General features: G+C 62.6%; 25 protein-coding genes. 3 read left to right on the forward strand and 22 right to left on the reverse strand.

What is annotated here, in order from left to right; genetic code table 11:
- Nucleotide 1: 1 nt before the first annotated feature.
- The 6 genes from phnK to phnG are packed head-to-tail and all read right to left on the reverse strand — an operon-like array spanning nt 2 to nt 4,370.
- Nucleotides 2–772 (reverse strand): phosphonate C-P lyase system protein PhnK, encoded by a 771-nt coding sequence (phnK, locus tag ACSSVY_RS02915; protein ID WP_454267947.1) that lies wholly within the window; start codon nt 770–772, stop codon nt 2–4.
- Complete coding sequence (locus ACSSVY_RS02920; protein WP_454267949.1) at nt 769–1,638, reverse strand: alpha-D-ribose 1-methylphosphonate 5-phosphate C-P-lyase PhnJ; 870 nt, start codon at nt 1,636–1,638, stop codon at nt 769–771. Before ACSSVY_RS02920 ends, phnK begins: the two co-directional genes overlap by 4 nt.
- On the reverse strand, nt 1,635–2,237 hold the full coding sequence (locus ACSSVY_RS02925; RefSeq protein ID WP_454267950.1) for an HAD family hydrolase: 603 nt from the start codon (nt 2,235–2,237) through the stop codon (nt 1,635–1,637). Before ACSSVY_RS02925 ends, ACSSVY_RS02920 begins: the two co-directional genes overlap by 4 nt.
- 31 nt (nt 2,238–2,268) lie before the next feature.
- A complete protein-coding gene (locus ACSSVY_RS02930; protein ID WP_454267951.1) occupies nt 2,269–3,357 on the reverse strand; it encodes a carbon-phosphorus lyase complex subunit PhnI in 1,089 nt (362 codons plus the stop codon).
- Nucleotides 3,358–3,927, reverse strand: coding sequence for a phosphonate C-P lyase system protein PhnH (gene phnH / locus ACSSVY_RS02935; protein WP_454267952.1), 570 nt, complete (start codon nt 3,925–3,927; stop codon nt 3,358–3,360).
- Nucleotides 3,927–4,370 (reverse strand): phosphonate C-P lyase system protein PhnG, encoded by a 444-nt coding sequence (gene phnG / locus ACSSVY_RS02940; protein WP_454267953.1) that lies wholly within the window; start codon nt 4,368–4,370, stop codon nt 3,927–3,929. Before phnG ends, phnH begins: the two co-directional genes overlap by 1 nt.
- Nucleotides 4,371–4,484: 114 nt before the next feature.
- Here phnG and phnF point away from each other — a divergent pair, with 114 nt between their 5' ends.
- Nucleotides 4,485–5,204, forward strand: coding sequence for a phosphonate metabolism transcriptional regulator PhnF (gene phnF, locus ACSSVY_RS02945; RefSeq protein ID WP_454267954.1), 720 nt, complete (start codon nt 4,485–4,487; stop codon nt 5,202–5,204).
- Between the two features lie 124 nt (nt 5,205–5,328).
- Here phnF and ACSSVY_RS02950 read toward each other — a convergent pair whose 3' ends face one another.
- From ACSSVY_RS02950 to phnC, 5 genes are all read right to left on the reverse strand, one after another.
- Nucleotides 5,329–5,946 carry a chloramphenicol acetyltransferase gene (locus tag ACSSVY_RS02950; RefSeq protein ID WP_454267955.1) on the reverse strand — a complete coding sequence of 206 codons (618 nt, stop codon included), beginning with the start codon at nt 5,944–5,946 and terminating at the stop codon, nt 5,329–5,331.
- A 101-nt stretch (nt 5,947–6,047) separates the two neighbouring features.
- Nucleotides 6,048–7,394: a phosphonate ABC transporter, permease protein PhnE gene (gene phnE, locus ACSSVY_RS02955; RefSeq protein WP_454267956.1), complete on the reverse strand. Its 1,347-nt coding sequence runs from the start codon at nt 7,392–7,394 to the stop codon at nt 6,048–6,050.
- Between the two features lie 4 nt (nt 7,395–7,398).
- On the reverse strand, nt 7,399–8,268 hold the full coding sequence (gene phnE / locus ACSSVY_RS02960) for a phosphonate ABC transporter, permease protein PhnE (RefSeq protein WP_454267957.1): 870 nt from the start codon (nt 8,266–8,268) through the stop codon (nt 7,399–7,401).
- Between the two features lie 69 nt (nt 8,269–8,337).
- The gene (phnD, locus tag ACSSVY_RS02965) at nt 8,338–9,240 is read right to left on the reverse strand and encodes a phosphonate ABC transporter substrate-binding protein (protein WP_454267958.1); all 903 of its coding nucleotides are present in this window, start codon (nt 9,238–9,240) and stop codon (nt 8,338–8,340) included.
- Between the two features lie 64 nt (nt 9,241–9,304).
- Nucleotides 9,305–10,129, reverse strand: coding sequence for a phosphonate ABC transporter ATP-binding protein (gene phnC / locus ACSSVY_RS02970; protein WP_454268225.1), 825 nt, complete (start codon nt 10,127–10,129; stop codon nt 9,305–9,307).
- A gap of 152 nt (nt 10,130–10,281) precedes the next feature.
- Between phnC and ACSSVY_RS02975 the strand changes: the two genes are divergently transcribed.
- Nucleotides 10,282–10,839 carry a TetR/AcrR family transcriptional regulator gene (locus ACSSVY_RS02975; protein ID WP_454267959.1) on the forward strand — a complete coding sequence of 186 codons (558 nt, stop codon included), beginning with the start codon at nt 10,282–10,284 and terminating at the stop codon, nt 10,837–10,839.
- Nucleotides 10,840–10,844: 5 nt separating this feature from the next.
- Nucleotides 10,845–11,243, forward strand: a complete 399-nt coding sequence (locus ACSSVY_RS02980; RefSeq protein ID WP_454267960.1) for an META domain-containing protein — start codon at nt 10,845–10,847, stop codon at nt 11,241–11,243.
- A 110-nt stretch (nt 11,244–11,353) separates the two neighbouring features.
- Here ACSSVY_RS02980 and ACSSVY_RS02985 read toward each other — a convergent pair whose 3' ends face one another.
- The 11 genes from ACSSVY_RS02985 to ACSSVY_RS03035 form a co-directional block, all read right to left on the reverse strand.
- Nucleotides 11,354–11,962, reverse strand: a complete 609-nt coding sequence (locus tag ACSSVY_RS02985; protein ID WP_045682540.1) for a LuxR C-terminal-related transcriptional regulator — start codon at nt 11,960–11,962, stop codon at nt 11,354–11,356.
- Between the two features lie 241 nt (nt 11,963–12,203).
- The gene (locus ACSSVY_RS02990) at nt 12,204–12,392 is read right to left on the reverse strand and encodes a hypothetical protein (protein ID WP_454267961.1); all 189 of its coding nucleotides are present in this window, start codon (nt 12,390–12,392) and stop codon (nt 12,204–12,206) included.
- Nucleotides 12,389–13,543: an EscU/YscU/HrcU family type III secretion system export apparatus switch protein gene (locus tag ACSSVY_RS02995; protein WP_454267962.1), complete on the reverse strand. Its 1,155-nt coding sequence runs from the start codon at nt 13,541–13,543 to the stop codon at nt 12,389–12,391. The genes ACSSVY_RS02990 and ACSSVY_RS02995 overlap by 4 nt, the downstream gene beginning before the upstream one ends.
- On the reverse strand, nt 13,536–14,291 hold the full coding sequence (fliR, locus tag ACSSVY_RS03000) for a flagellar biosynthetic protein FliR (protein ID WP_454267963.1): 756 nt from the start codon (nt 14,289–14,291) through the stop codon (nt 13,536–13,538). The genes ACSSVY_RS02995 and fliR overlap by 8 nt, the downstream gene beginning before the upstream one ends.
- Before the next feature lie 67 nt (nt 14,292–14,358).
- Nucleotides 14,359–14,625: a flagellar biosynthesis protein FliQ gene (gene fliQ, locus ACSSVY_RS03005; protein WP_454267964.1), complete on the reverse strand. Its 267-nt coding sequence runs from the start codon at nt 14,623–14,625 to the stop codon at nt 14,359–14,361.
- A 3-nt stretch (nt 14,626–14,628) separates the two neighbouring features.
- Nucleotides 14,629–15,369, reverse strand: coding sequence for a flagellar type III secretion system pore protein FliP (gene fliP, locus ACSSVY_RS03010; RefSeq protein WP_454267965.1), 741 nt, complete (start codon nt 15,367–15,369; stop codon nt 14,629–14,631).
- A complete protein-coding gene (locus ACSSVY_RS03015; RefSeq protein ID WP_454267966.1) occupies nt 15,366–15,644 on the reverse strand; it encodes a hypothetical protein in 279 nt (92 codons plus the stop codon). The genes fliP and ACSSVY_RS03015 overlap by 4 nt, the downstream gene beginning before the upstream one ends.
- Nucleotides 15,645–15,709: 65 nt before the next feature.
- Nucleotides 15,710–15,979 carry a flagellar motor switch protein FliN gene (gene fliN, locus ACSSVY_RS03020; protein WP_045682536.1) on the reverse strand — a complete coding sequence of 90 codons (270 nt, stop codon included), beginning with the start codon at nt 15,977–15,979 and terminating at the stop codon, nt 15,710–15,712.
- A gap of 73 nt (nt 15,980–16,052) precedes the next feature.
- Nucleotides 16,053–17,030 (reverse strand): flagellar motor switch protein FliM, encoded by a 978-nt coding sequence (gene fliM, locus ACSSVY_RS03025; protein ID WP_454267967.1) that lies wholly within the window; start codon nt 17,028–17,030, stop codon nt 16,053–16,055.
- A gap of 9 nt (nt 17,031–17,039) precedes the next feature.
- Nucleotides 17,040–17,609, reverse strand: coding sequence for a flagellar basal body-associated FliL family protein (locus tag ACSSVY_RS03030; RefSeq protein WP_454267968.1), 570 nt, complete (start codon nt 17,607–17,609; stop codon nt 17,040–17,042).
- An 8-nt stretch (nt 17,610–17,617) separates the two neighbouring features.
- Entirely contained in the window at nt 17,618–18,820 is a 1,203-nt protein-coding gene (locus ACSSVY_RS03035; protein WP_454267969.1) for a flagellar hook-length control protein FliK, read from the reverse strand.
- Nucleotides 18,821–18,862 lie beyond the last annotated feature (42 nt).

Raw genomic sequence — 18,862 nt, forward strand, 5'->3', positions numbered from 1 at the left:
GTCAGACCTGCAATACGCTGGAAACAAGCAGTTGCGTATAGCCGTGTTGCGGGTCGTCGAGCACCTGATCGGTCAGGCCTTCTTCGACCACGCGGCCATCCTTCATCACCATCAGCCGATCCGCGAGCAGGCGCACCACCGCCAGATCATGCGTGACGATAATGGCCGAGAGCCCCATTTCGCGCACAAGCCCGCGCAAAAGGTCCAAGAGCCGCGCCTGCACGCTGACATCAAGTCCGCCGGTGGGTTCGTCCATAAACACAAGGCGCGGGCCGGTCACAAGGTTGCGGGCGATTTGCAGGCGTTGCTGCATGCCACCCGAGAACGCCTGCGGTTTGTCATCGATGCGGTCGGCGGCAATCTCGACCCGGCCAAGCCAGTCGATCGCCTGATCGCGGATCTGCCCGTAATGCCGCGCGCCGACGGCCATCAGGCGTTCGCCCACATTGCCGCCCGCCGAAACCCCCATGCGCAGCCCATCGCGGGCGTGCTGATGGACAAAGGCCCAATCGGTGCGCATGAGCATCCGGCGTTCAGGCTCTGACATGGTGAGCGTGTCGCGGGGACCGTGGCCGCGCGTGTCAAAGATCACCTCGCCCCGGTCGGGCGGCAGGTGCCCGGCAAGGCAGGACAGAAGCGTGGATTTGCCCGATCCGCTCTCGCCGACAATGCCCATCACCTCGCCCGGCCAGAGATCAAAGCTGACGCCCTCGCAGCCGCGCCGGGACCCGTAGAATTTGGCGAGATCGCGCACGTTGAGAAGCGGGGTCACGTCGTGGCCTCCTCATAGGGGGCACCTTGGGCACCCACATGGCCCGCCGCGCGCCGCGACCGGCAATAATCGGTGTCAGAGCAGACGAACATGCGCCCGCCCGCGTCATCCATGATGACCTCGTCAAGATAGCTGTCAGCCGCGCCGCAGAGGTCGCAATCATGCGCGGCCTTGGTGGCCTCGAACGGGTGATCCTCGAAATCGAGGCTGATGACTTGGGTATAGGGGGGCAGGGCATAGATGCGCTGCTCGCGCCCCGCGCCGAAAAGCTGGATCGCGGCCATGCTCAGTTTGGGGTTATCGAATTTGGGGATCGGGGAGGGGTCCATCACATAGCGCCCCTCGACCTTGACCGGATAGGCATAGGCGGTGGCGATGGCCCCGTGCTGGCTGATGTCTTCGTAGAGTTTGACATGCATGAGGCCATATTCCTCGAGCGCGTGCATCTTGCGGGTCTCGACCTCGGAGGGTTCGAGAAACCGCAGCGGTTCGGGGATCGGCACCTGATAGACGAGGATCTGATCCTCGGTCAGCGGTTCCTCGGGGATGCGGTGCCGGGTCTGGATGAGGCTGGCCTGTGCCGTTTGCTCGGTGGTGGCGACACCTGCGGTCTTCTCAAAGAACTTGCGGATCGAGACGGCGTTGGTGGTATCGTCCGCCCCTTGGTCGATCACCTTGAACGTGTCGCCGGGGGTGAGGCAGGCGGCAGAGACCTGCACGCCGCCGGTGCCCCAGCCATAAGGCATCGGCATTTCGCGGCTGGCAAAGGGCACCTGATAGCCGGGGATCGCCAGCGCCTTGAGAATGGCGCGGCGGATCATGCGTTTGGTCTGCTCATCGAGATAGGCAAAGTTGTAATCGGTCATAAAAGCCCCCGGTCACGCAGGTCGGCGTGCAGGCCCTCGGGCCCGGTGAAGTGATGCGCCTGCCAGCCAGCGGCGCGGGCACCGGCCACGTTGTCGGCGCTGTCGTCGATGAAATAACACGCCTCGGGTGCGGCATTGGCGCGGGTGCAGAGGAGATCGAAAATCTCACGGTCGGGTTTGACCATGCGCTCGTGCCCCGACACGACGATGCCCTCGAACAGCGTGGTCAGGTCGGGATGCAGGTGGAGCGCCTGCGGCCAGGTGTCGGCCGAAAAATTGGTGAGCGCCCAGAGGCGGTGGCCGCTATCCTTGAGCGTGGTGGCGATGTCCCATGACCCTTGGATGCGGTTCTGGATGGTCAGGCCGAAGCGGTCGAAATAGCCGTCCATGAGGTCTGCATGGTGTGGCCAGTGGGCGGCAATCGTCGCCACCGCCTCGGCCCGGCTCCGGCCCCGGTCCTGTTCATAATTCCAGTCGTAGAATTCGACCTCTGTCAGCAGCGCGTCAATCTCGGCGTCGCTGTCCAGGGCATGACGAAAGGCCGCCTGCGGGTCCCAGCGCAAGAGGACATTGCCGATGTCAAAGACGATGAGGGTCATGGCTGGACCTGCTTCTTTATGGCAAAAATACTCATTCCGCCGCCTCCCGGTGGGCTGCGCCCTCGGCATCGCGGCGGAGTTTGCGCACCAGTTCCAATTCGGACTGGAAATCGACGTAATGCGGCAGCTTGATATGTTCGAGAAAACCCGTCGCCTGAATGTTGTCGGCATGCATGAGGACGAATTCCTCGTCCTGTGCGGGTGCGCCTTGGTTCTCTTCGCCCAGTTCCCGCCAGCGTAGCGCGCGGTCCACGAGCGCCATGGCGATGGCCTTGCGCTCGGTCTGGCCAAAGACCAGCCCATAGCCACGGGTGAATTGTGGCGGCTCGGTCTTGGAGCCTTTGAATTGGTTCACCGTCTCACATTCGGTGAGGGTGATTTCGCCCAACTCAATCGCAAAACCCAGTTCGGGGATGTCCATTTCCACAGCCACCGCGCCGATGCGTAATTCCCCCACAAAGGCGTGATTGCGGGCATAGCCGCGCTGGGTGGAATAGGCGAGCGATAGGATGAACCCCTCATCGCCGCGTGTGAGCGCCTGAAGCCGCAGCGCGCGGGAGGCCGGCAATTGCATCGGTTCGCGGGTGAGGTCGGGGGGCGTGGTATCGCTTGGGTTTTCTTGCTGGATCAGCCCCTCGCGGTCGAGATAGCCCATGATATGCGGCGTGGGGCCGGGGCTGGGTGTTGCTGTCGGGGCCGCAGGCGTTTCGCCTTCGGCCGCCAGTTTGAAATCCAAGAGGCGGTGGGTGTAGTCAAAGGTCGGGCCAAGTACTTGCCCGCCCGGCGCATCCTTGAACGTGGCCGAGATGCGCCGGTCACACCGCATGGCGGCGGTCTCCACCGGATGTGACGCGCCAAAGCGGGGCAGGGTGGTGCGATAGGCGCGGATCAGGAAAATCGCCTCGATCAGATCGCCGCGCGCCTGTTTGATGGCGAGCGCGGCGAGGTCTGGATCATAGAGCGAGCCTTCGGCCATGACGCGGTTGACGGCGAGGCTAAGTTGTTCGCGGATTTGCGCCACGGATAATTCGGCGATGTTGGTGTCGCCGCGCCGCTCTTCAGCGAGCCAGGCATGGGCGTTGTCGATGGCGCGTTCGCCGCCTTTGACTGCGACATACATCTAGTGGCCCTCCACGCGGGTTGAGCGCGGCAGGGCCGCGAGGTGATCGCTTGAGGTGAAGAGGAAATCTAGCCCCAAGGGATAGAGCGCCGCGTTGCGCTGAAAGGCGGTGCTCTCGGGCAGCGAGAGGGCGGCGGTGGTTTCAATCCCCGGTCCGGCGAGGCGCGCGCCGGTTTGCGTGAGCGCGGGCATCTCGACAATCAGGGTGGTCGAGCGGTCAGGGTATTCGCCGCTGCCGATGGGATAGTCGGTGAGGGGCAAGAGCGCCTGCCACGACCCGAGCGCAAAGCTGGCGCGGGCGCGGTCCACCAGCGGCGCGCCGGTGTGAAAGGTGATCCAGTTGCGCACCATTGGGGTATCGCTTGCCCCCGCCAGATGCACCGGCGTTTCGGGATCACACAAGGTGAGGATCACAGCACCGGTGGCGTTTGAGAGCGGTGCGGGGGGCAGAGCCCCCATGATCCGCTCGATGGTGCCGGGGCGGGCCATGGCCCGCATCACCGCGCGAAACGCCTCGGCGGCTTGGGTCGGGGCGTTGGTAAAACCGCCGGTCAGGGCCTCGGTCTGCATCAATCCTCTCCGCGCACAAGGGTGAAGAAATCGACCTTGGTCGCCGCCGCGCGGGCGGCGCGGGTCTGGCGACGGGTGGTCTCGGCCTCGGTCAAGGGTGTGAGGATTTGGGTGCGGATCATCTCGGCCTCGGCTCCCTGCATCAGCGCGTCAAGTAAGGCGGCTTGCATGGCGTGACGCTTGTCGCGGCCCTGCACATAGCCGTGACCGACGCGGCCATCGCCCAGTTGCAGGGCGCAACGGGTGACGGTCATTTCGCCAAGGTTAAAGGCGGCCCCGGTGGCCCCCGCGCGGCCCCGCACCATCACTCCGCCCACTTCGGGGGCGCGCAAGTAAGCGTGGTCGGGGGCCAGCCCGCTCTCGGACCAGAGGCGATGCACCTCTTCGGCGGGGGCGCGTGCCAAGAGGCCCATCCAGCCTTTGCGCTCGGTTTCTTTGCTCATGCGGATACCTTGCTGGACATCTTGCGAAGTTGTCGATATTACTATACAACTAGACAAATCTATACGCGAAACCCCGGCCCCTAGCAAGGCCGCAACAGGTGAAACTTCTGTGACATGAGCCGAGAAAAACCTGACGCGCTCTGGCGGGCGATCCATGACAGCCTGAGCGGCGATATTGCGGCGGGGCGCTATGGGCCCGGAGACAAGCTGCCGACCGAGGCGGCGCTGGCGGGGCGTTTCGGCGTCAATCGCCATACGGTGCGCCGCGCGCTCGGGGCCTTGGCCGAGGCGGGGATGATCTTTAGCCGGCGCGGAGCGGGCGTGTTCGTGGCGCATCGCCCGACCGAATATCCGATTGGCCGACGGGTGCGGTTTCACCGCAACTTGCAGGCTGCCGGGCGGTTGCCGACCAAGGAAATTCTGGCGCTGGAAACCCGCAGCGCCGATGCCGCCGAGGCCGAGGCGCTGGGCCTGCCGCCCGGCGGTGCTGTGCATGTCTTTGACGGGCTGTCGCTGGCGGACGGCGTGCCCGTGGCACTCTTTCGCAGCACCTTTCCGGCGGCGCGGTTTCCCGGCCTGCCCGAGGCGCTGGGGCGGCTGAGATCGGTGACGGCGGCGCTGGCCGAACAGGGGGTGGCGGATTTCACCCGCGCCTCGACCCGGCTCAACGCGAAACTGGCAAGCCCGATGCAGGCTGGGCATCTGGCGCTCAGCCCCGGCGCGCCGATCCTGCGCACCATAGCGGTCAATGTGGACCCCGAGGGGCGGCCCATCGAATATGGCCGCACCTGGTTTGCCGGGGACCGGATCACGCTGACGCTGGCGGATTTGTAAAAAAGCGCGACTTGTCACGGCGCTGTCATCTGGCGCGCCTATCAGCAAGGCCATTCCACCTGCCTTTTTCATCCCGCGATTTCAGCATCCCAAGGCGACCCTGAGTGGTCGCCTTTTTTCGTGCTCAACCGCCGTGCTTTTCGAGAAACGCCTCGGCATTCAGGCTGCGGAAATCGTCCAAGGTTTCCCGCAGGCGAACGTGATCCCAATCCCACCATGCAAGCGCCATCATGCGCTCTGCCACGGCAGGGGCGAGGCGCGGGCGCAGCGGTTGGGCGGGCACGCCCGCGACGATCGTATAGGGGGCCACGTCATGCGTGACCACGGCGCCCGCAGCAATCACCGCGCCATGGCCCACGGTGATCTCGGGCTTCACTTGCGCATTATGGCCGATCCATGTGTCATGGCCGATCCGCGCCACGCGGGCGCGGCGTTTGTCGAACCAATGCGCATCGTCAGGCGCGTCTGGCCAATAGCTGGCCGAGCGATAGAGAAAGTGGTGCAGGCTGGCGCGGTCGAGCGGGTGATCGGTGGCCCCGATCCGCACAAAGCTTGCGATATTGGCGAATTTGCCGATTTCGGCATTGGCTAGATCGCAGGACCGGTCGCAATAGGAATAATCCCCCATCGCCACATGCGCGAGGCGACTGTCGCGCCCGACCTCTGTATAGATGCCGAATTCGCAATCGGTGATCTCGCAATCAGGGTGAATCAGGGCCTTGTCGGCCTGCAATCGGGGCATGGTGCGCTCCATCAGGGTTTCGGGCCTCCGGCGGGAGTATTTGGTCCAAGAAGAATACCGAGGGCTGTTTCTTTATGGATCAAATACTCAAATCCGCCCTTTCAGTGCCCGCTGTCGTCCGAAGTGATGAGTTTGCGGCGCAGCCAGCCGGACAGGGTGTCCATCAGCATCACCATCATCAGAATGAGGATGATGTAATAGCTGACCTCTTCCCAGTCCTTTTGTGTGATCATCGCCTGGGTGAGCAAGAGGCCGATGCCGCCGCCGGTGATGGCTCCGATCACGGTGGCGCTTCGGGTGTTGGATTCGAGGTAATAGAGCAATTGGCTGAGCAGGACGGGCGTGATCTGGGGGATCACGCCGAACCGATAGCGTTGCAGCGGTTTGGCCCCGGTCGATTGCACGCCTTCAATCTGATTTTTATCGATGTTCTCCAGCGCCTCGGAAAAGAGTTTGCCGAAAGTGCCGGTGTCGGTCAGCAGGATGGCCAGCGCGCCGGTCATCGGGCCGGGGCCAAAGGCGCGCGCCAGCACCAGCGTCCAGATCAGCGCATCGACCCCGCGCAAGAGGTCAAAGACCCGCCGCACAGCGGCGCGCACCGCCATGAAGGGCGAAAAGTTGCGCGCTGCGGCAAAGGCCAGCGGCAGGGCGACGATACCAGCCCCCATGGTGCCGAGAAAGGCCATGAGGATGGTCTCGAAGATGGCCCATATCACGTCCTTGTGCTGCCACATGCGGTTGTTCCAGACGTCATGTGCCATGGCGGCGAGGTTGCTCTTGCCCTCGACAATGCGGTCGGAGGACACCGCAAGTGTTGCCAATTCCCCCAAGCTCTTGGCATAGAACGGGCTATCGAGCGTGAACCAGAAGAGTTCCCAGCCGAAGTGATAGCGCATGACCTCGGTGCGCGCCCTTGTCAGGGTCACACGGCCTGCGTCGGTGGTGATGTCGACGCGGGCATCGCTGGCGCTGATCCAGTCTGGGATTGTGTCGGTGGGCAGGGAGAGTTTGATACCCTCGCGGCGCGAGACCTCGGCCTCGATCAGCCCATAGCCCGGCACGTCATAGCGCATGGTATTGCCGTCAATCAGCACCTCTTGGCCGTGCTTGAGGCTGACAAGCGTGCGCTCGGGGCTCTGGATGTCGACCCAATCGGGGCTGCGCCCTTCTGGCCAGGTGCCCTTGTTCTCGCCTTCGATCGCGATGCTGAGCGCGCCGCTGCGGTTGTCGCGGGTGACATGCGTCTTGTAGCTGTAGCTGTCGGCGACGAGGATGCGGGCGTTGTCGAGGCGCGCGCGCTCGGCCAGACCCAGGATGTCGAAAGCAAAGAAGATATAGACAAAATAGGCGAGGATCACAGCCGGAAACGCAAAGGCCAGTCGCCGTTTGCGGCGAAAGAACGCGGTGGCGTCAAAGCGGGTGGGAAGAACATCGGTCATCATGCTCATGGTCTTAGCCCTCGCCGATCAGCTTGTTGCGGAAATGGCTGGAAATCTGGTCAAAGAGGACGATGGTGCCAAAGAGCAGCAGAAAGATCGCCGCGACCTCGTCATAGCGCCCTTGCCCCCAGCTAAAGGCGTTTTTCAGGTCATAGCCGATGCCGCCCGAGCCGACAAAGCCGAGGATGGCAGAGGCGCGGATGTTGATTTCGAACCGCAGGAGCGCGTAGCTGAGATAATTGGGCGCCACCTGCGGGATGACGCCCAGCCACATGCGCTGGCCCCAGGATGCCCCCACCGATTGCAGCCCCTCGACGGGTTTGAGGCTGGCGTTTTCATTGACCTCGGAAAAGAGTTTGCCAAGCGCGCCCATGGTATGCAGCGCGATGGCGATCATCGCGGGCACCGGGCCGCCGCCAAGGATGAAGATCAGCACGAGGGCAATCACAATCTCGGGCACCGCGCGCAGGATATCCATCACGCGGCGGAAAAGGCCAATGAGGCGCGGCCATTTGGCAAGGCCGCGCGTGGCCAAGAGCGAGATCATCACCGCGCCAAGCGCGCCCAAGAGGGTAGAGGCGGCGGCGATATTCACGGTCTCGATCAGCGAGGGCAGGAATTTCGCCATCAGCCCCGGCAGATTGGCGATTTTCTGGCCTGCCTCGGACAGAACCTCGCCCGGAAACTGAAAGATATTGCCGATCCCGTCCCAAAATCCGCCCGCGTTGCGCGCATCCGCCACGCGAAAGCCCGAGACCATGAGGGCGATGAAGACGACCAGCATCACCATGCCATAGAGGCGTTTGCGCCGGGTCATCTCCATATAGGCGTCCTGCACGGATTTAACCCGTGCGGCGGCCTGTCCTGCGGTCATATCGGTCATTCTGGTCCCCCGTCATGCGAAACCGGGCCTGCGAGGGTGCAGGCCCGGTCTGGTGTCAGCGTTTGGGCCTTAGTTCGCGGCCTTGCGCGCCTCGATGATCGAGAGATAAGCGTCATGGGTGACGGGCATGAAGCCAAGCGCCTCGCCCTGAAGCACGCCATACGCGCAATCGGGGTCGATGGATTTCAGCGAGGCCCAGAGGCCCGTGACCTTGAGTTTCACATCCTCGGGCAGCGCCTGACGCAGCACGACGGGGCCTTCGGGGATGGGTTTGGATTTCCAGATTTCAACGATCTGGTTCATATCGACAAGGCCCGCGTCCACGGCCTTGCGCAGCGCGCCCGAATTATAGCCGTCTTCCCATGCGCCCTGACCATCGGCCCAGGTCACGCCCGCGTCGATATCGCCATTGGCGACGGCAACGATGGTCTGCTCATGGCCGCCGGTGAATTTCACTTCGCCAAAGTAATCGCCCGAGTCCATGCTGGCTCCGGTTTCGACAGGGATTTCGATCGAGGGGATCAGATAGCCGCTGGTCGAGTTCGGATCGCCAAAGCCAAAGGTCTTGCCCTTCATGTCGGCGAGCGAGGTGATGCCGGTCTCTTTGCGGGTAAAGCCGACGGCGTAATAGCCATAAGAGCCGTCCATGTTGACCTTGACCAGAACCGGCTCGACCGCGGTGGGATCGGTCAGGTAGGTCTTGGCATAGGCCGACGCACCGAGCCAGGCCACGTCGATGGTGCCGCCCAAGAGGCCTTGGATCACGCCGTCGTAATCGGCGGGGGTAAAGACCTTGGTGGGCACGCCGAGCAATTCCTCGGTTTTCACACGCAGACACTCGTTCGAGGTCATGCGGTCCTGAGCGTTTTCACCGCCAAGAACGCCGATGCGGAATTCGGTGATCTTGTCCTCTGCCAGCGCGGGGCTGACCAGAGCGGTGGTGGCGACGATGGCAGCAAGTAGAGTCTTCATGGATGTCTCTCCGGTTGGGTTGCGACCCGCCACCCCCGGCGGGCCATGGGTGGTTCTGGCGTCGTCAGACCGCCGCCTCGGCTTCGCGCCGGGCGCGGGCGGTGCTGCGGTCGAGCGTTTCAATCGAGGTCGAGGTGCTGTCTTCCGAAAACGAGGCATCGGCACCGTAGATGTCGCGCGCGACACCGGTGGTCAGTTGCGCCGGGGTTCCGTCAAACACGATGCGGCCATGCAGCATGCCGATCACCCGGTCGCAGTAGCGGCGCGCGGTGTCGAGCGTGTGCAGGTTGGCAATGACCGTGCGCCCGTCCTCTTCATGGATGCGGCGCAGGTCGTCCATGACCAGTTGCGCATTCATCGGATCGAGGCTGGCGATGGGTTCATCCGCGAGCACGATCTTGGGGTCCTGCATCAGGGCGCGGGCAATCGCCACGCGCTGTTGCTGGCCGCCCGACAGCGCCTCGGCGCGTTTGGGGGCATGATCGGCGATGCCCAGCCGGTCGAGGATTTCGATGGCGCGGTGAATATCGGCGTCGGGATAGAGGTTGAACATCGTGGCGAAGGTCGAGCGGCGGTTCAATGTGCCGTGCAGCACGTTCGAGACCACATCCATCCGCGGCACGAGGTTGAATTGCTGAAAGATCATGGCGCAGTTGGATTGCCAGGCGCGCTTGTCGCCGCCCTTGAGCGCGGTCACATCGCGCCCCTCGAACAGGATCTGGCCAGAGGTGGCATCGGTCAGGCGGTTGATCATCCGCAGGAGGGTGGATTTGCCAGCCCCCGAGCGGCCAATGATGCCGATCATCGCCGGTTTCTCGACGGTAAAGGACACCTTGTCGACGGCGGTGTTCTGGCCAAAGGTTCTGGTCAGTTTCTCGATGCTGAGCACGGTCGATGCCTCCTTGGGTCGGGCCACCACCTAACGTCGGTTCTCAAAGAGTTTGCGACAGACGCGTAAAACTTTTGCGACAGGCGTTTTACAGGCCCCCCGCGACAGTCCCGCCTCTTGCGGGGGGCAGGCGGGCTGCGTATGGCTGAGGCATGACCGCATTGCGCCGCCCCCGCTTGACCCAAGATGACTGGCTGTTGGCCGGGTTCGAGGCGCTGTGCGAGACAGGCCCGGCGGCGCTGGGAGCAGAGCCCTTGGCGCGGCGGTTGGGGGCGACCAAAGGGTCGTTTTACTGGCATTTTGCGGATGTTCCGGCCTATTCTGCGGCGCTTTTGACGCTGTGGCAGGACGAGGCCGCGCGCGTGCTGGAGGCGGCATCGGAGGCGTCCACAGAGGTGGCGCGGCTGCGGGGATGCGCGCAGGCGATGGCCGCCACCGCAGAGGCCGAGAGCGTGACCTTACGCGCCGAATCAGCGATCCGGGCCTGGGCCGGGACCGATCCTGTCGCCGCAGAGGCGGTGGCGCGGGTGGATGAGATTCGTTTGGCGCGGCTTCATCGGCTGCTTTCTGCCTGCGACATCGGCAATCTGGAAATGGCGCGGATTCTCTATGCCTCCGCCATTGGCATGCAGGCGATGCGTGATCCCGCGCAGGATCAGGCCGCGCCTGCCATCGGATCGCTGGTCGACCTCATTCTGGCGCTGAGGTAAGGGCGATGCGGCTGGTTTTGGCGGTCATGGCGCTGTCGGTGCTGGGCTACTGCAAGGATGAAACGGTGACGGGCTATGGTGGGGCCGAGGCGGTCTGGCATCTGGAGAGCCTTGACGGGGCTGCGTTTGCGGCAAAGGCGACGTTGACGTTTCCGGCAGAGGGGGAATTTGCGGGTGCGGCCCCCTGTAACGGCTATTCCGGGCGGCAGACCGCGCCCTATCCGTGGTTTTCAGCCGAGAATGTGGTGGCAACCAAGCGCGCTTGTTCCGAAATGGCGGCAGAGGCGCTGTATTTCACTGCGCTGGGCGAAATGACCTTGGTCGAGGTTCTGGGGGATGTGTTGATCCTGTCCAATGACGCGGGGCGCGAGATGGTGTTTCATGCGGGCGATGGGGCGGAGTAGGAGGGCAACAGGAGAGTTGCCGCGAGGCGGCGCGTTCCGCGCGGTCATGGATGTGGACGAAGCCAATCGCCTAGAACGCATTCTTTGTTCCAACTTGCGAAGTCGCCCCGTCAGATAAGCGCGCGCTCGCGGCTGATCATCGCGGCATGGGCGCGGTTGCGGGCGCCCAGCTTTTTGCAGATCGCGCGCATGTGCATTTTCACGGTCACCTCGTTTGTGCCCATGTCGCGGGCGATTTCCTTGTTGGTCAGGCCGTCGGCGGCAAGACGCAGCACGAAGAGTTCCTTTTCGGTCAGGTCGTGATCGGGGCCAGATTTGTCGTGGCCCGTGGTGCCTGCATCCATCGGCACAAAAGTTTGTCCGGACATGATCAGTTGCAACACGCTGTTGAGAGATTGCAGCGGCATCGTTTTGGGGATCAGCCCCTTGCAGCCGAGTTCCAGCGCGCTGTGCAGAAAATGCCGGTCCACCATGCCGGTGAAGAGCACCACCTTGGCCGGGGCGGATTTTTCGATGACGCTCTTGACGCTGGCGAGACCGACCATACCGGGCATCTTGAGGTCGAGAAGCACGATATCGACATCGGAATGCTCGGCCAGCAGGCTGAGGATGCCATCGTAGGAATCAGTGGTGATCGCCTCGTTGCCGGGCAGGGCGTTGAGCATATTGCCGACCGCCTCGGCCAAGAGGTTGTGATCATCGGCAAGTAGGATTTTCATGGGCATTGCGTGGGTTGTCCTGCGCTGTTGTCGATCACGGCCTTGCTACGCACCCCAACCCCGCGCATCGTGAACCGCGTCCATCTGATAGCCATTCCGGTGTGAAGTTCAATAGTTACGGTGGGGGCGGGTCAAGGTCTAGCAAAAGGTGTTGCGGATTTCCTATTGAATGGCTGAGCGACTGTTGAATACGGTTTTTAAATTGGGTTGCTGCGCATGGAGCACTGAGAACTGGACGCCCTCACGTGCGTTCAAACGCGCGCGCGATGAGATGGCGTGCCGCTCCTGCAAGGCTGGCGAAGGCGCACAGAATGAGCAGAGCGGATTTGGGCTGTGCCGCATCTAGGGCTGTGCCGAGACACCAGAAACCCACACCGATGAAGCAAAGGGTCGAGATCATCTCACCTGTGGAACGGTGGCGGTGTGTCATTGGGTTCTCCATTTGAGGGGGCGACCGAATTCGTCGAGGGTAAGGTCGGGAGGCAGGTCCACATCGGGCATGGGGGCGGGTTGCCCTTGTTCCAGACGCCAGACATGGGCGAGGATCACCGCCACGGCGGCAAAGAGCACATCGGGGATTTCCCGGCCAATCCCGCCGGTAAAGTAGAGCGCGCGCGCGAGTGGCGGCACCTGAAGCGTGGTGACACCGGCACGGCGGCCCCGGCGGATTACGGCCTGCGCCATCGCGCCCTTGCCCATGGCGAGGATGCGCGGTGCGGCATCGGTGCCCGGCTCGTAGCGCAGGGCGACGGCGAAATGCGTGGGGTTGGTGATGATGGCGGTGGCCAGTGGCACATCGGCCAGAGCCTTGCGTTCCGAGGCGCGGCGCGAGGCCTGCATCTGGCGTCGGCGCATAGCGCCTTTCTGCTCGGGCGAGCCTTCGGATTCCTTGGATTCATCCTTGATATCCTGCCGGGACATGCGCATGGATTTGGTGTTTGTGTGGATCTGCCAGCCGAGATCGAGCGCGGCGATCACGACGAGCCCGATCAGCAGTCCGCCCAGCACCCGCAGCATGGCCGTGCCAAAGAGCACCATGGCATCGCCAGGAGAGAGCGCCGCAGAGCCTTCCAGCGCAGGCAGGAGCGGGTAAAGCATGAGTATGCCGGCCGTGAGCAAGAGAGTGACCTTCAGGACAGCTTTGCCCAGATCGACGAGCGATTTCATCGAAGCCATGCGCCCCAACCCGGTCAGTGGGTTGATTTTCTCCGGCTTGAAGCCGATCGCCTTGGGGGCGAAATTGAGACCACCCATGACGCTCTGCGCCACCAGGACTGTGGCGAGCAGCGGCAGACCAAGCCCCGGTCCGGCGGCGAGCATCCAGAGCATCATGGTGCGTGTGCGCTCATACATCATTGCGTCGAGCGATTGCACCCCGTCGATGATGAGCCCGGTGGCCCAACGACCCGCCAGCCCCGGGAGCGCCCATTGCCCGGCCATCAGCATGAGCGCACCCATACCCATCGTGACCAGCACGAAGACCTCGGTAGAGGTTGTGATCCGGCCTTCCTCGCGCGCCTCTTGGCGGCGCTTCGCGGTTGGCTCTTCGGTTTTTTCCTGTCCGTCGTCTGCGTCAGCCATTGGGTAATCCGTTCAACATCTGCAGGAGATGCTGCAAGGCCTGTGCCACCCGCTCGGAAAGGGCGGGACCAAGGCTTGTGACAGTGAGAAAGAGCAAAAGTAGCGTTGCGGTCATGGTCAGCGGAAAACCAAAGGCAAATATATTGAGCGAGGGGGCCGAGCGGGTGATCACGCCGATCACCATGTTCAAGATCAAGAGAACCGATACGACCGGCATCATCAGCTGCGCCGCGTCGAGAAACATCTTGGTCGTGGCCGCCATGCCAGCGTCAATCAGGATCGTGCCATTGATCGGTGTGCCGATGGGTATGGTTCGATAGCTGTCCAGAATCAGGCGGATGACGGCGAGATGGCCGTCTTCGGTTACGAAGATGGCGAGCAGAAAGAGCATGAAGAACTGGCCGATCACCGGAGATTGCGTGCCGGTCGAGGGGTCGACCTGTGCCGCAAGGCCCAGGCCGGCGGTGTTGGCGATCCGGTCACCAGCCATAACAGCGGCGGCAAAGAGGATTTGCAGCACCATTCCCGCCGAGAGCCCAATTGCCAGTTCGCGCAGGGCGATGACCACGCTGGAGAGCGAGGCAAGTGCATCGGGTGCCGGGATCGGTACCCGACCCATCAGCGGGATCGTCAGGCAGACCGAGATGATAATACGCACTGGCAGCGAAATGAACCGAGCCGCAAAGAGGGGGGCAGAGAGGACAAAGGCACCGATACGCAGCATGGCAAACAGGAATTGAAGTGCCATCCCTGTAAACTGGGTAAGTTCAAGCCCTGGTAGGCCTGTCGCAGAGGGGGTGAAATCTGGCAGCATGTCAGTTGATCGTCGCGATGGCGTCAAACACCTGAAGAAAATAGTCGGTCATCGTGCTGAGCATGAACCCGGACATCAGCCCCATGGTCAGGATCACGATGGCCATTTTCGGCACGAAGCTGAGCGTGGCCTCGTTGATCGAGGTGGCCGCCTGGAGGATGCCGATCACAAGGCCCACGGCGAGGGCGATGAGCAGAACCGGACCCGCTGTGAGCAGGATATTCCAATAGGCCATGCGCAGATGTTCTATGTTCGCGTCAAAGTCCATGGCTCAGAGCGCTCCTTGAAAACTGGAAGCAAGCGAGCCCATGGTGAGCGCCCAGCCATCTACCAGCACGAAAAGCAGAAGCTTGAAGGGTAGCGACACGATCATGGGTGACAGCATCATCATGCCAAGCGCCATCAGGATCGAGGCGATCACCATGTCGATCACCAGAAAGGGCAAAAAGAGAAGAAAGCCGATCTGGAACGCGGTCTTGAGTTCGGAGGTGATATAGGCGGGCAAGAGGACCGAGGCCGGCACTTCGGCATCGCTGGCATAAGGCGCGTCACCTGCCAGTTCGGCGAACATCAGAAGATCGTTCTGCCGGGTATTCGCGAGCATGAAAGTCGAGAGTTTGTCCCATGCGCCACGAATGGCGATATCTGGGGTCATCTGCCCATCAAGATAGGGGCTGAGCGACGTCTCATAGATGTCAGTCAGAACTGGCTGCATGACGAAGAAGGACAAGAAGAGGGCGATCGCGATGAGCACCTGATTGGGTGGGGTTTGCTGTGTGCCCATGGCTTGGCGCAGGATCGACAGGACAATGATGATGCGGGTAAAGGCGGTCATGCCCAGAACCAACGAGGGCAGGACCGTGAGCGCAGTCATTAGGGCGAGGATTTGCAGCGAGAGCGAGTAGGTGGTGCCGCCGTCATCCGAAAGTGTGATCGCGGGCAGTCCCTGTTGCGCCAGCAGGGGCGACGGCAGCAGAAGGACGAGTGCCAGAAGCGGAATGCGACGGATCATGCGACGTCCTCCACGACAGGGCCCATGGGCAAGAGCGTCAGAGCGGTGCCGGATCTGCGGCCCATCACCACCAGAACGCTTTGGCCTTCTGCGCGCAAGAGGATGGCGCGGGCGTCACCGCCCAAGCTGAGGGTTTCAGCCACTTCAAGGGTGCGGCCCGCGCCAAACCGCGCCGCAAGCGGTGCGCGGTTCAAGCGGACGGCCGCCCAGATCAGGACGAGAACGCCCAGAAACCCCGCAAGGGTCAGAATGCGTTCGGGTGTCAGCAGCTCCACGGGGTCTCTCCTGCAAGGATTGGTTGATCAATCCCTGCAGGTTTCGTGCCACGCAGACGGGTTAGTTAGACGGTCTCGATCCGCTGTTTGGGATCGACGATATCGCCAAAGCGGATGCCAAATTTCTCGCCGACGACGACAACTTCACCTTTGGCGATGGGGGTGCCATTGACCAGAATGTCGAGCGGATCGCCGGCCATGCGGTCAAGTTCCACCACCGAGCCTTCGTTGAGGCGCAAGAGGTCTTGCAGCGTGATCTGAGTATTACCCACCTCAACGGTCATGCTGACTCGGACATTGGCCAGAAGTCCCAAGTCGACATTATGCGGTCCCATATCGGGCAGGTCTGTAATGGTGGGGGTGTCCGTGGGCAGGCTCATGGCATGATCTCCTTGAGGATCAGGTTTATCAGGGTTCTAGGCGGCGGGTGAGCGAGAGAGCGGCGTGGCCGTTCTGAGCGCCGGGCTCGGCGTCAAAGAGCGGTGTGCCTTCGACGAGCAATTGCGGGCGCGGTGCCAGATCGACCGGCACCACCCGTCCGGGACGCAGACCCGTGAGCGCGCTGAGCGGTACATTTGGTTCGGCCAGTCGCGCCGTTACATTGAGCGGAACGGCCATCACCGCCTCGCGCAGGCGGGCGCGCCAACGCAGGTCATCGGCAACCTGATCGGACTGCATCCGCGAGCGCAGGCGCGCCGCGATAGGCTTGAGCGCCTGTAGAGGATAGATGAGGTCGAGCGTGGCCGGGTCGGCTTCGGGCAATTGGATGATAAAGGAGCAGCAGACGACTTTCTCCTCGCTTTCGACGAAGGTGGCGAATTGCAGGTTGTCCTCATGCACTGGGCTGGCAAAGGTCAGCGGCACAAGATCACGCCATGCCGCCTCCAAGGCGCGGTAGACGCCCTTGGTCACGATTTCGATTACCCGGCTTTCGCTGGCGGTGAACTCCGCGCGCCCGCCCGGCAGATAGGCGATATTGCCGCCGTAGTAGGCGTTTGTCAAAAGCGAGACGAAATTGGGCGGCAACATGATCAATTGATTGCTGCGCAGCGCATCGACGCGGGCAGTGGTGAGGCTGACAAAATTCTCAAGCTCGTCGCAATATTGCGAGAAGCTTTTGACCTCGGGGGGGAAGGCCGAAATGCGCGGGTGCATGCGCAGGAAGGGCAGAAATACCGGGCGTGCGAGGCGGCAGAAGCGTTCGTTGACCATGCGCAACCCATGGTAATCGCCCATGATCGACAGGTTGTCAGAGCCGAATTTGTAGCGACGGACGCTCTCTGTGCCGTGGGTGGCCTCTTTCTCCATATCGAGCAGGCCGTCGACAAGGGCTGCAACCTCGTTGGAACTGAGTTTATGGGTGGCGTTGGTGGTGGATCTGGCCATGCTCAACCCCTATTGAAGAACGAAGGAGGGAAAGAACACGCCTTCGATCCCACCAAAGCCCTCGAGTGCCTCAAGCCGGGAGTTGATCGCGGTTTTGAGCGCCTCGGCCAATGCTTCACGCCCGGCAGTGCCTTCGACATCCTCTTCGGCAAAGCTCGAGATCACCGCCAACATGTCAGAGCGTAGGGCCATGGCGTGGGTTTCGATATGGGTAATGACGCTGGCATCATATTGGGTGGAGACGCCGACGCCGACCTGAAGAAAGCGGCGCGAGCCCTTGAGATTGGTGGTCAGAGCCTCTGGGAACTCGTGATAGAGGGTTTCAAACACCGGCGTTTCGGGTTTTTCGCGCGGGATTCGTTTGGGCTCGGCACCGGCGTCAGTCTCTGCGGCTGCAGTCTCCAGTTCGATAAGGCGAAGCACCTCTTGTGAGGGCGATAACCGCCCGCCAGAGACAAAATAGCCCGCGCCAAAGCCACCGCCACCCAAGAGCAGCGCCATCAGTAGCCAGACCAGCATTTTCTTGAGGAAGCCGCCCTTGGGGCGGGCGTCGAGATTGGGGAGAGCGGCATCGGCCATGGGGAACCTCAGGCAATCAGATCAATGGAGGAGAGTGAGGAACGGCGCGGGGCCGTGGTTTGGGTCGGCACCACATCCGGTTCGGAGTGCTGGGTGTTTGTACCAGGGTCCGCAGCAGGCTGGTCGTGGTTGCGGGTGTTGGCATCGCCGCCAGAGGTGCCGGAGCCACCCATTGTGCCAGTCGATTGATTGCCCATCTCGAGCCCCGCACGGGCCATGGCCTCGGCCAGTTTCGGTTGGGCCTCGGCGATGGCGCGCGCGGCCTCGGGCGTCTCGGTGACGATATGCACATGGGTCTGACCGTCCTGCATCTCGAGCCGGATCTGCAGAGTGCCAAGACGTTCCGGGGTGAGCGTCAAGGTCAGGCTATCGGTGTTGGTGGCGGTGCTCTGGCGGATGTCCTGCACCATCTGTTCTGGCCAGGTGGGGGCTGAGAAATCGAGAGGCTGGGGGTGTGTGGATGCGTTGGACGCAGAGGGCGGCGCGGCGACAGATGTGGTCAGAGACAGGGTGATTGCACTGGCCGCGTCGAAGGAATTGTCTGGCGCGCCGAGGTCGGGAGAGGCGACGAGGCTCGCAAGTGGCGGTAACTCCGTGGTGTCTGTGGCCTCAGTGAGAGCATTGGGTGCCACTGGCACAGGCGAGTGAGCAACTGCCTGTGGTGCAAGAGGGAGGGCGATGGGCAGCGCCATCGGCGAGAGGATGGGGGTGGTGGTCCCCGAAGCGTCCGAGAAGTCGCGGGCTTCTGTGTCGTAGGGCTCACTTTCGAGCGCTGTTTGCTTCGTCTCGGGCATCTTAGAGTCGGACGGTCGAGGCATCGGTTGGTCCGATTGTTCGGGGTGTGGCGGAGTGTCCGATTCTGCCGCGATCTGTGGTGCGGGTTCGGGGGTGATCTGAGCTTGGCTCAGGCCCGTATTCTCCGCCGTGGTTTCAAGGGCGTGCGGCGCGGTGGGTGTTGGCTCAATCGTACTAGCATCCCGCGGCACGACCTGAGTTGCGGATGCAAGCACGGGCGCAGGGTTGGTCGGCATGGATGTCTGAGAACTGAGGAGGATCGCGGGCGCAGAAGCGAGCGGATCAGTGCTCTGAATGGCGCTATTCTGAGCGTCTTGTTGACCGTGCTGAAGGTTGATTTGGGCTGCGTCAAAGAGGGCGGTAAAGCCTGGGGCCGGCGCGGCCCCGCTATTGGCGGTGGGTGCGGCAAGTGTCATGCTGCCGCGGCCGGTGGTCGGGCTTGTTTGGGCAGGAATGCT

This window comes from Roseovarius sp. MBR-51 (genome assembly GCF_053628575.1).

Excerpts from the sequence above, each read along its gene's own strand:
- ACSSVY_RS02920 (WP_454267949.1), bottom strand. The coding sequence starts at position 1,638 with ATGACCGATTACAACTTTGCCTATCTCGATGAGCAGACCAAACGCATG.
- ACSSVY_RS02925 (WP_454267950.1), bottom strand. The coding sequence starts at position 2,237 with ATGACCCTCATCGTCTTTGACATCGGCAATGTCCTCTTGCGCTGGGAC.
- ACSSVY_RS02930 (WP_454267951.1), bottom strand. The coding sequence starts at position 3,357 with ATGTATGTCGCAGTCAAAGGCGGCGAACGCGCCATCGACAACGCCCAT.
- phnH (WP_454267952.1), bottom strand. The coding sequence starts at position 3,927 with ATGCAGACCGAGGCCCTGACCGGCGGTTTTACCAACGCCCCGACCCAA.
- phnG (WP_454267953.1), bottom strand. The coding sequence starts at position 4,370 with ATGAGCAAAGAAACCGAGCGCAAAGGCTGGATGGGCCTCTTGGCACGC.
- phnF (WP_454267954.1), top strand. The coding sequence starts at position 4,485 with ATGAGCCGAGAAAAACCTGACGCGCTCTGGCGGGCGATCCATGACAGC.
- ACSSVY_RS02950 (WP_454267955.1), bottom strand. The coding sequence starts at position 5,946 with ATGCCCCGATTGCAGGCCGACAAGGCCCTGATTCACCCTGATTGCGAG.
- phnE (WP_454267956.1), bottom strand. The coding sequence starts at position 7,394 with ATGAGCATGATGACCGATGTTCTTCCCACCCGCTTTGACGCCACCGCG.
- phnE (WP_454267957.1), bottom strand. The coding sequence starts at position 8,268 with ATGACCGATATGACCGCAGGACAGGCCGCCGCACGGGTTAAATCCGTG.
- phnD (WP_454267958.1), bottom strand. The coding sequence starts at position 9,240 with ATGAAGACTCTACTTGCTGCCATCGTCGCCACCACCGCTCTGGTCAGC.
- ACSSVY_RS02975 (WP_454267959.1), top strand. The coding sequence starts at position 10,282 with ATGACCGCATTGCGCCGCCCCCGCTTGACCCAAGATGACTGGCTGTTG.
- ACSSVY_RS02980 (WP_454267960.1), top strand. The coding sequence starts at position 10,845 with ATGCGGCTGGTTTTGGCGGTCATGGCGCTGTCGGTGCTGGGCTACTGC.
- ACSSVY_RS02985 (WP_045682540.1), bottom strand. The coding sequence starts at position 11,962 with ATGAAAATCCTACTTGCCGATGATCACAACCTCTTGGCCGAGGCGGTC.
- ACSSVY_RS02990 (WP_454267961.1), bottom strand. The coding sequence starts at position 12,392 with ATGACACACCGCCACCGTTCCACAGGTGAGATGATCTCGACCCTTTGC.
- ACSSVY_RS02995 (WP_454267962.1), bottom strand. The coding sequence starts at position 13,543 with ATGGCTGACGCAGACGACGGACAGGAAAAAACCGAAGAGCCAACCGCG.
- fliR (WP_454267963.1), bottom strand. The coding sequence starts at position 14,291 with ATGGCACTTCAATTCCTGTTTGCCATGCTGCGTATCGGTGCCTTTGTC.
- fliQ (WP_454267964.1), bottom strand. The coding sequence starts at position 14,625 with ATGGACTTTGACGCGAACATAGAACATCTGCGCATGGCCTATTGGAAT.
- fliP (WP_454267965.1), bottom strand. The coding sequence starts at position 15,369 with ATGATCCGTCGCATTCCGCTTCTGGCACTCGTCCTTCTGCTGCCGTCG.
- fliN (WP_045682536.1), bottom strand. The coding sequence starts at position 15,979 with ATGGGACCGCATAATGTCGACTTGGGACTTCTGGCCAATGTCCGAGTC.
- fliM (WP_454267967.1), bottom strand. The coding sequence starts at position 17,030 with ATGGCCAGATCCACCACCAACGCCACCCATAAACTCAGTTCCAACGAG.
- ACSSVY_RS03030 (WP_454267968.1), bottom strand. The coding sequence starts at position 17,609 with ATGGCCGATGCCGCTCTCCCCAATCTCGACGCCCGCCCCAAGGGCGGC.
- ACSSVY_RS03035 (WP_454267969.1), bottom strand. The coding sequence starts at position 18,820 with ATGACACTTGCCGCACCCACCGCCAATAGCGGGGCCGCGCCGGCCCCA.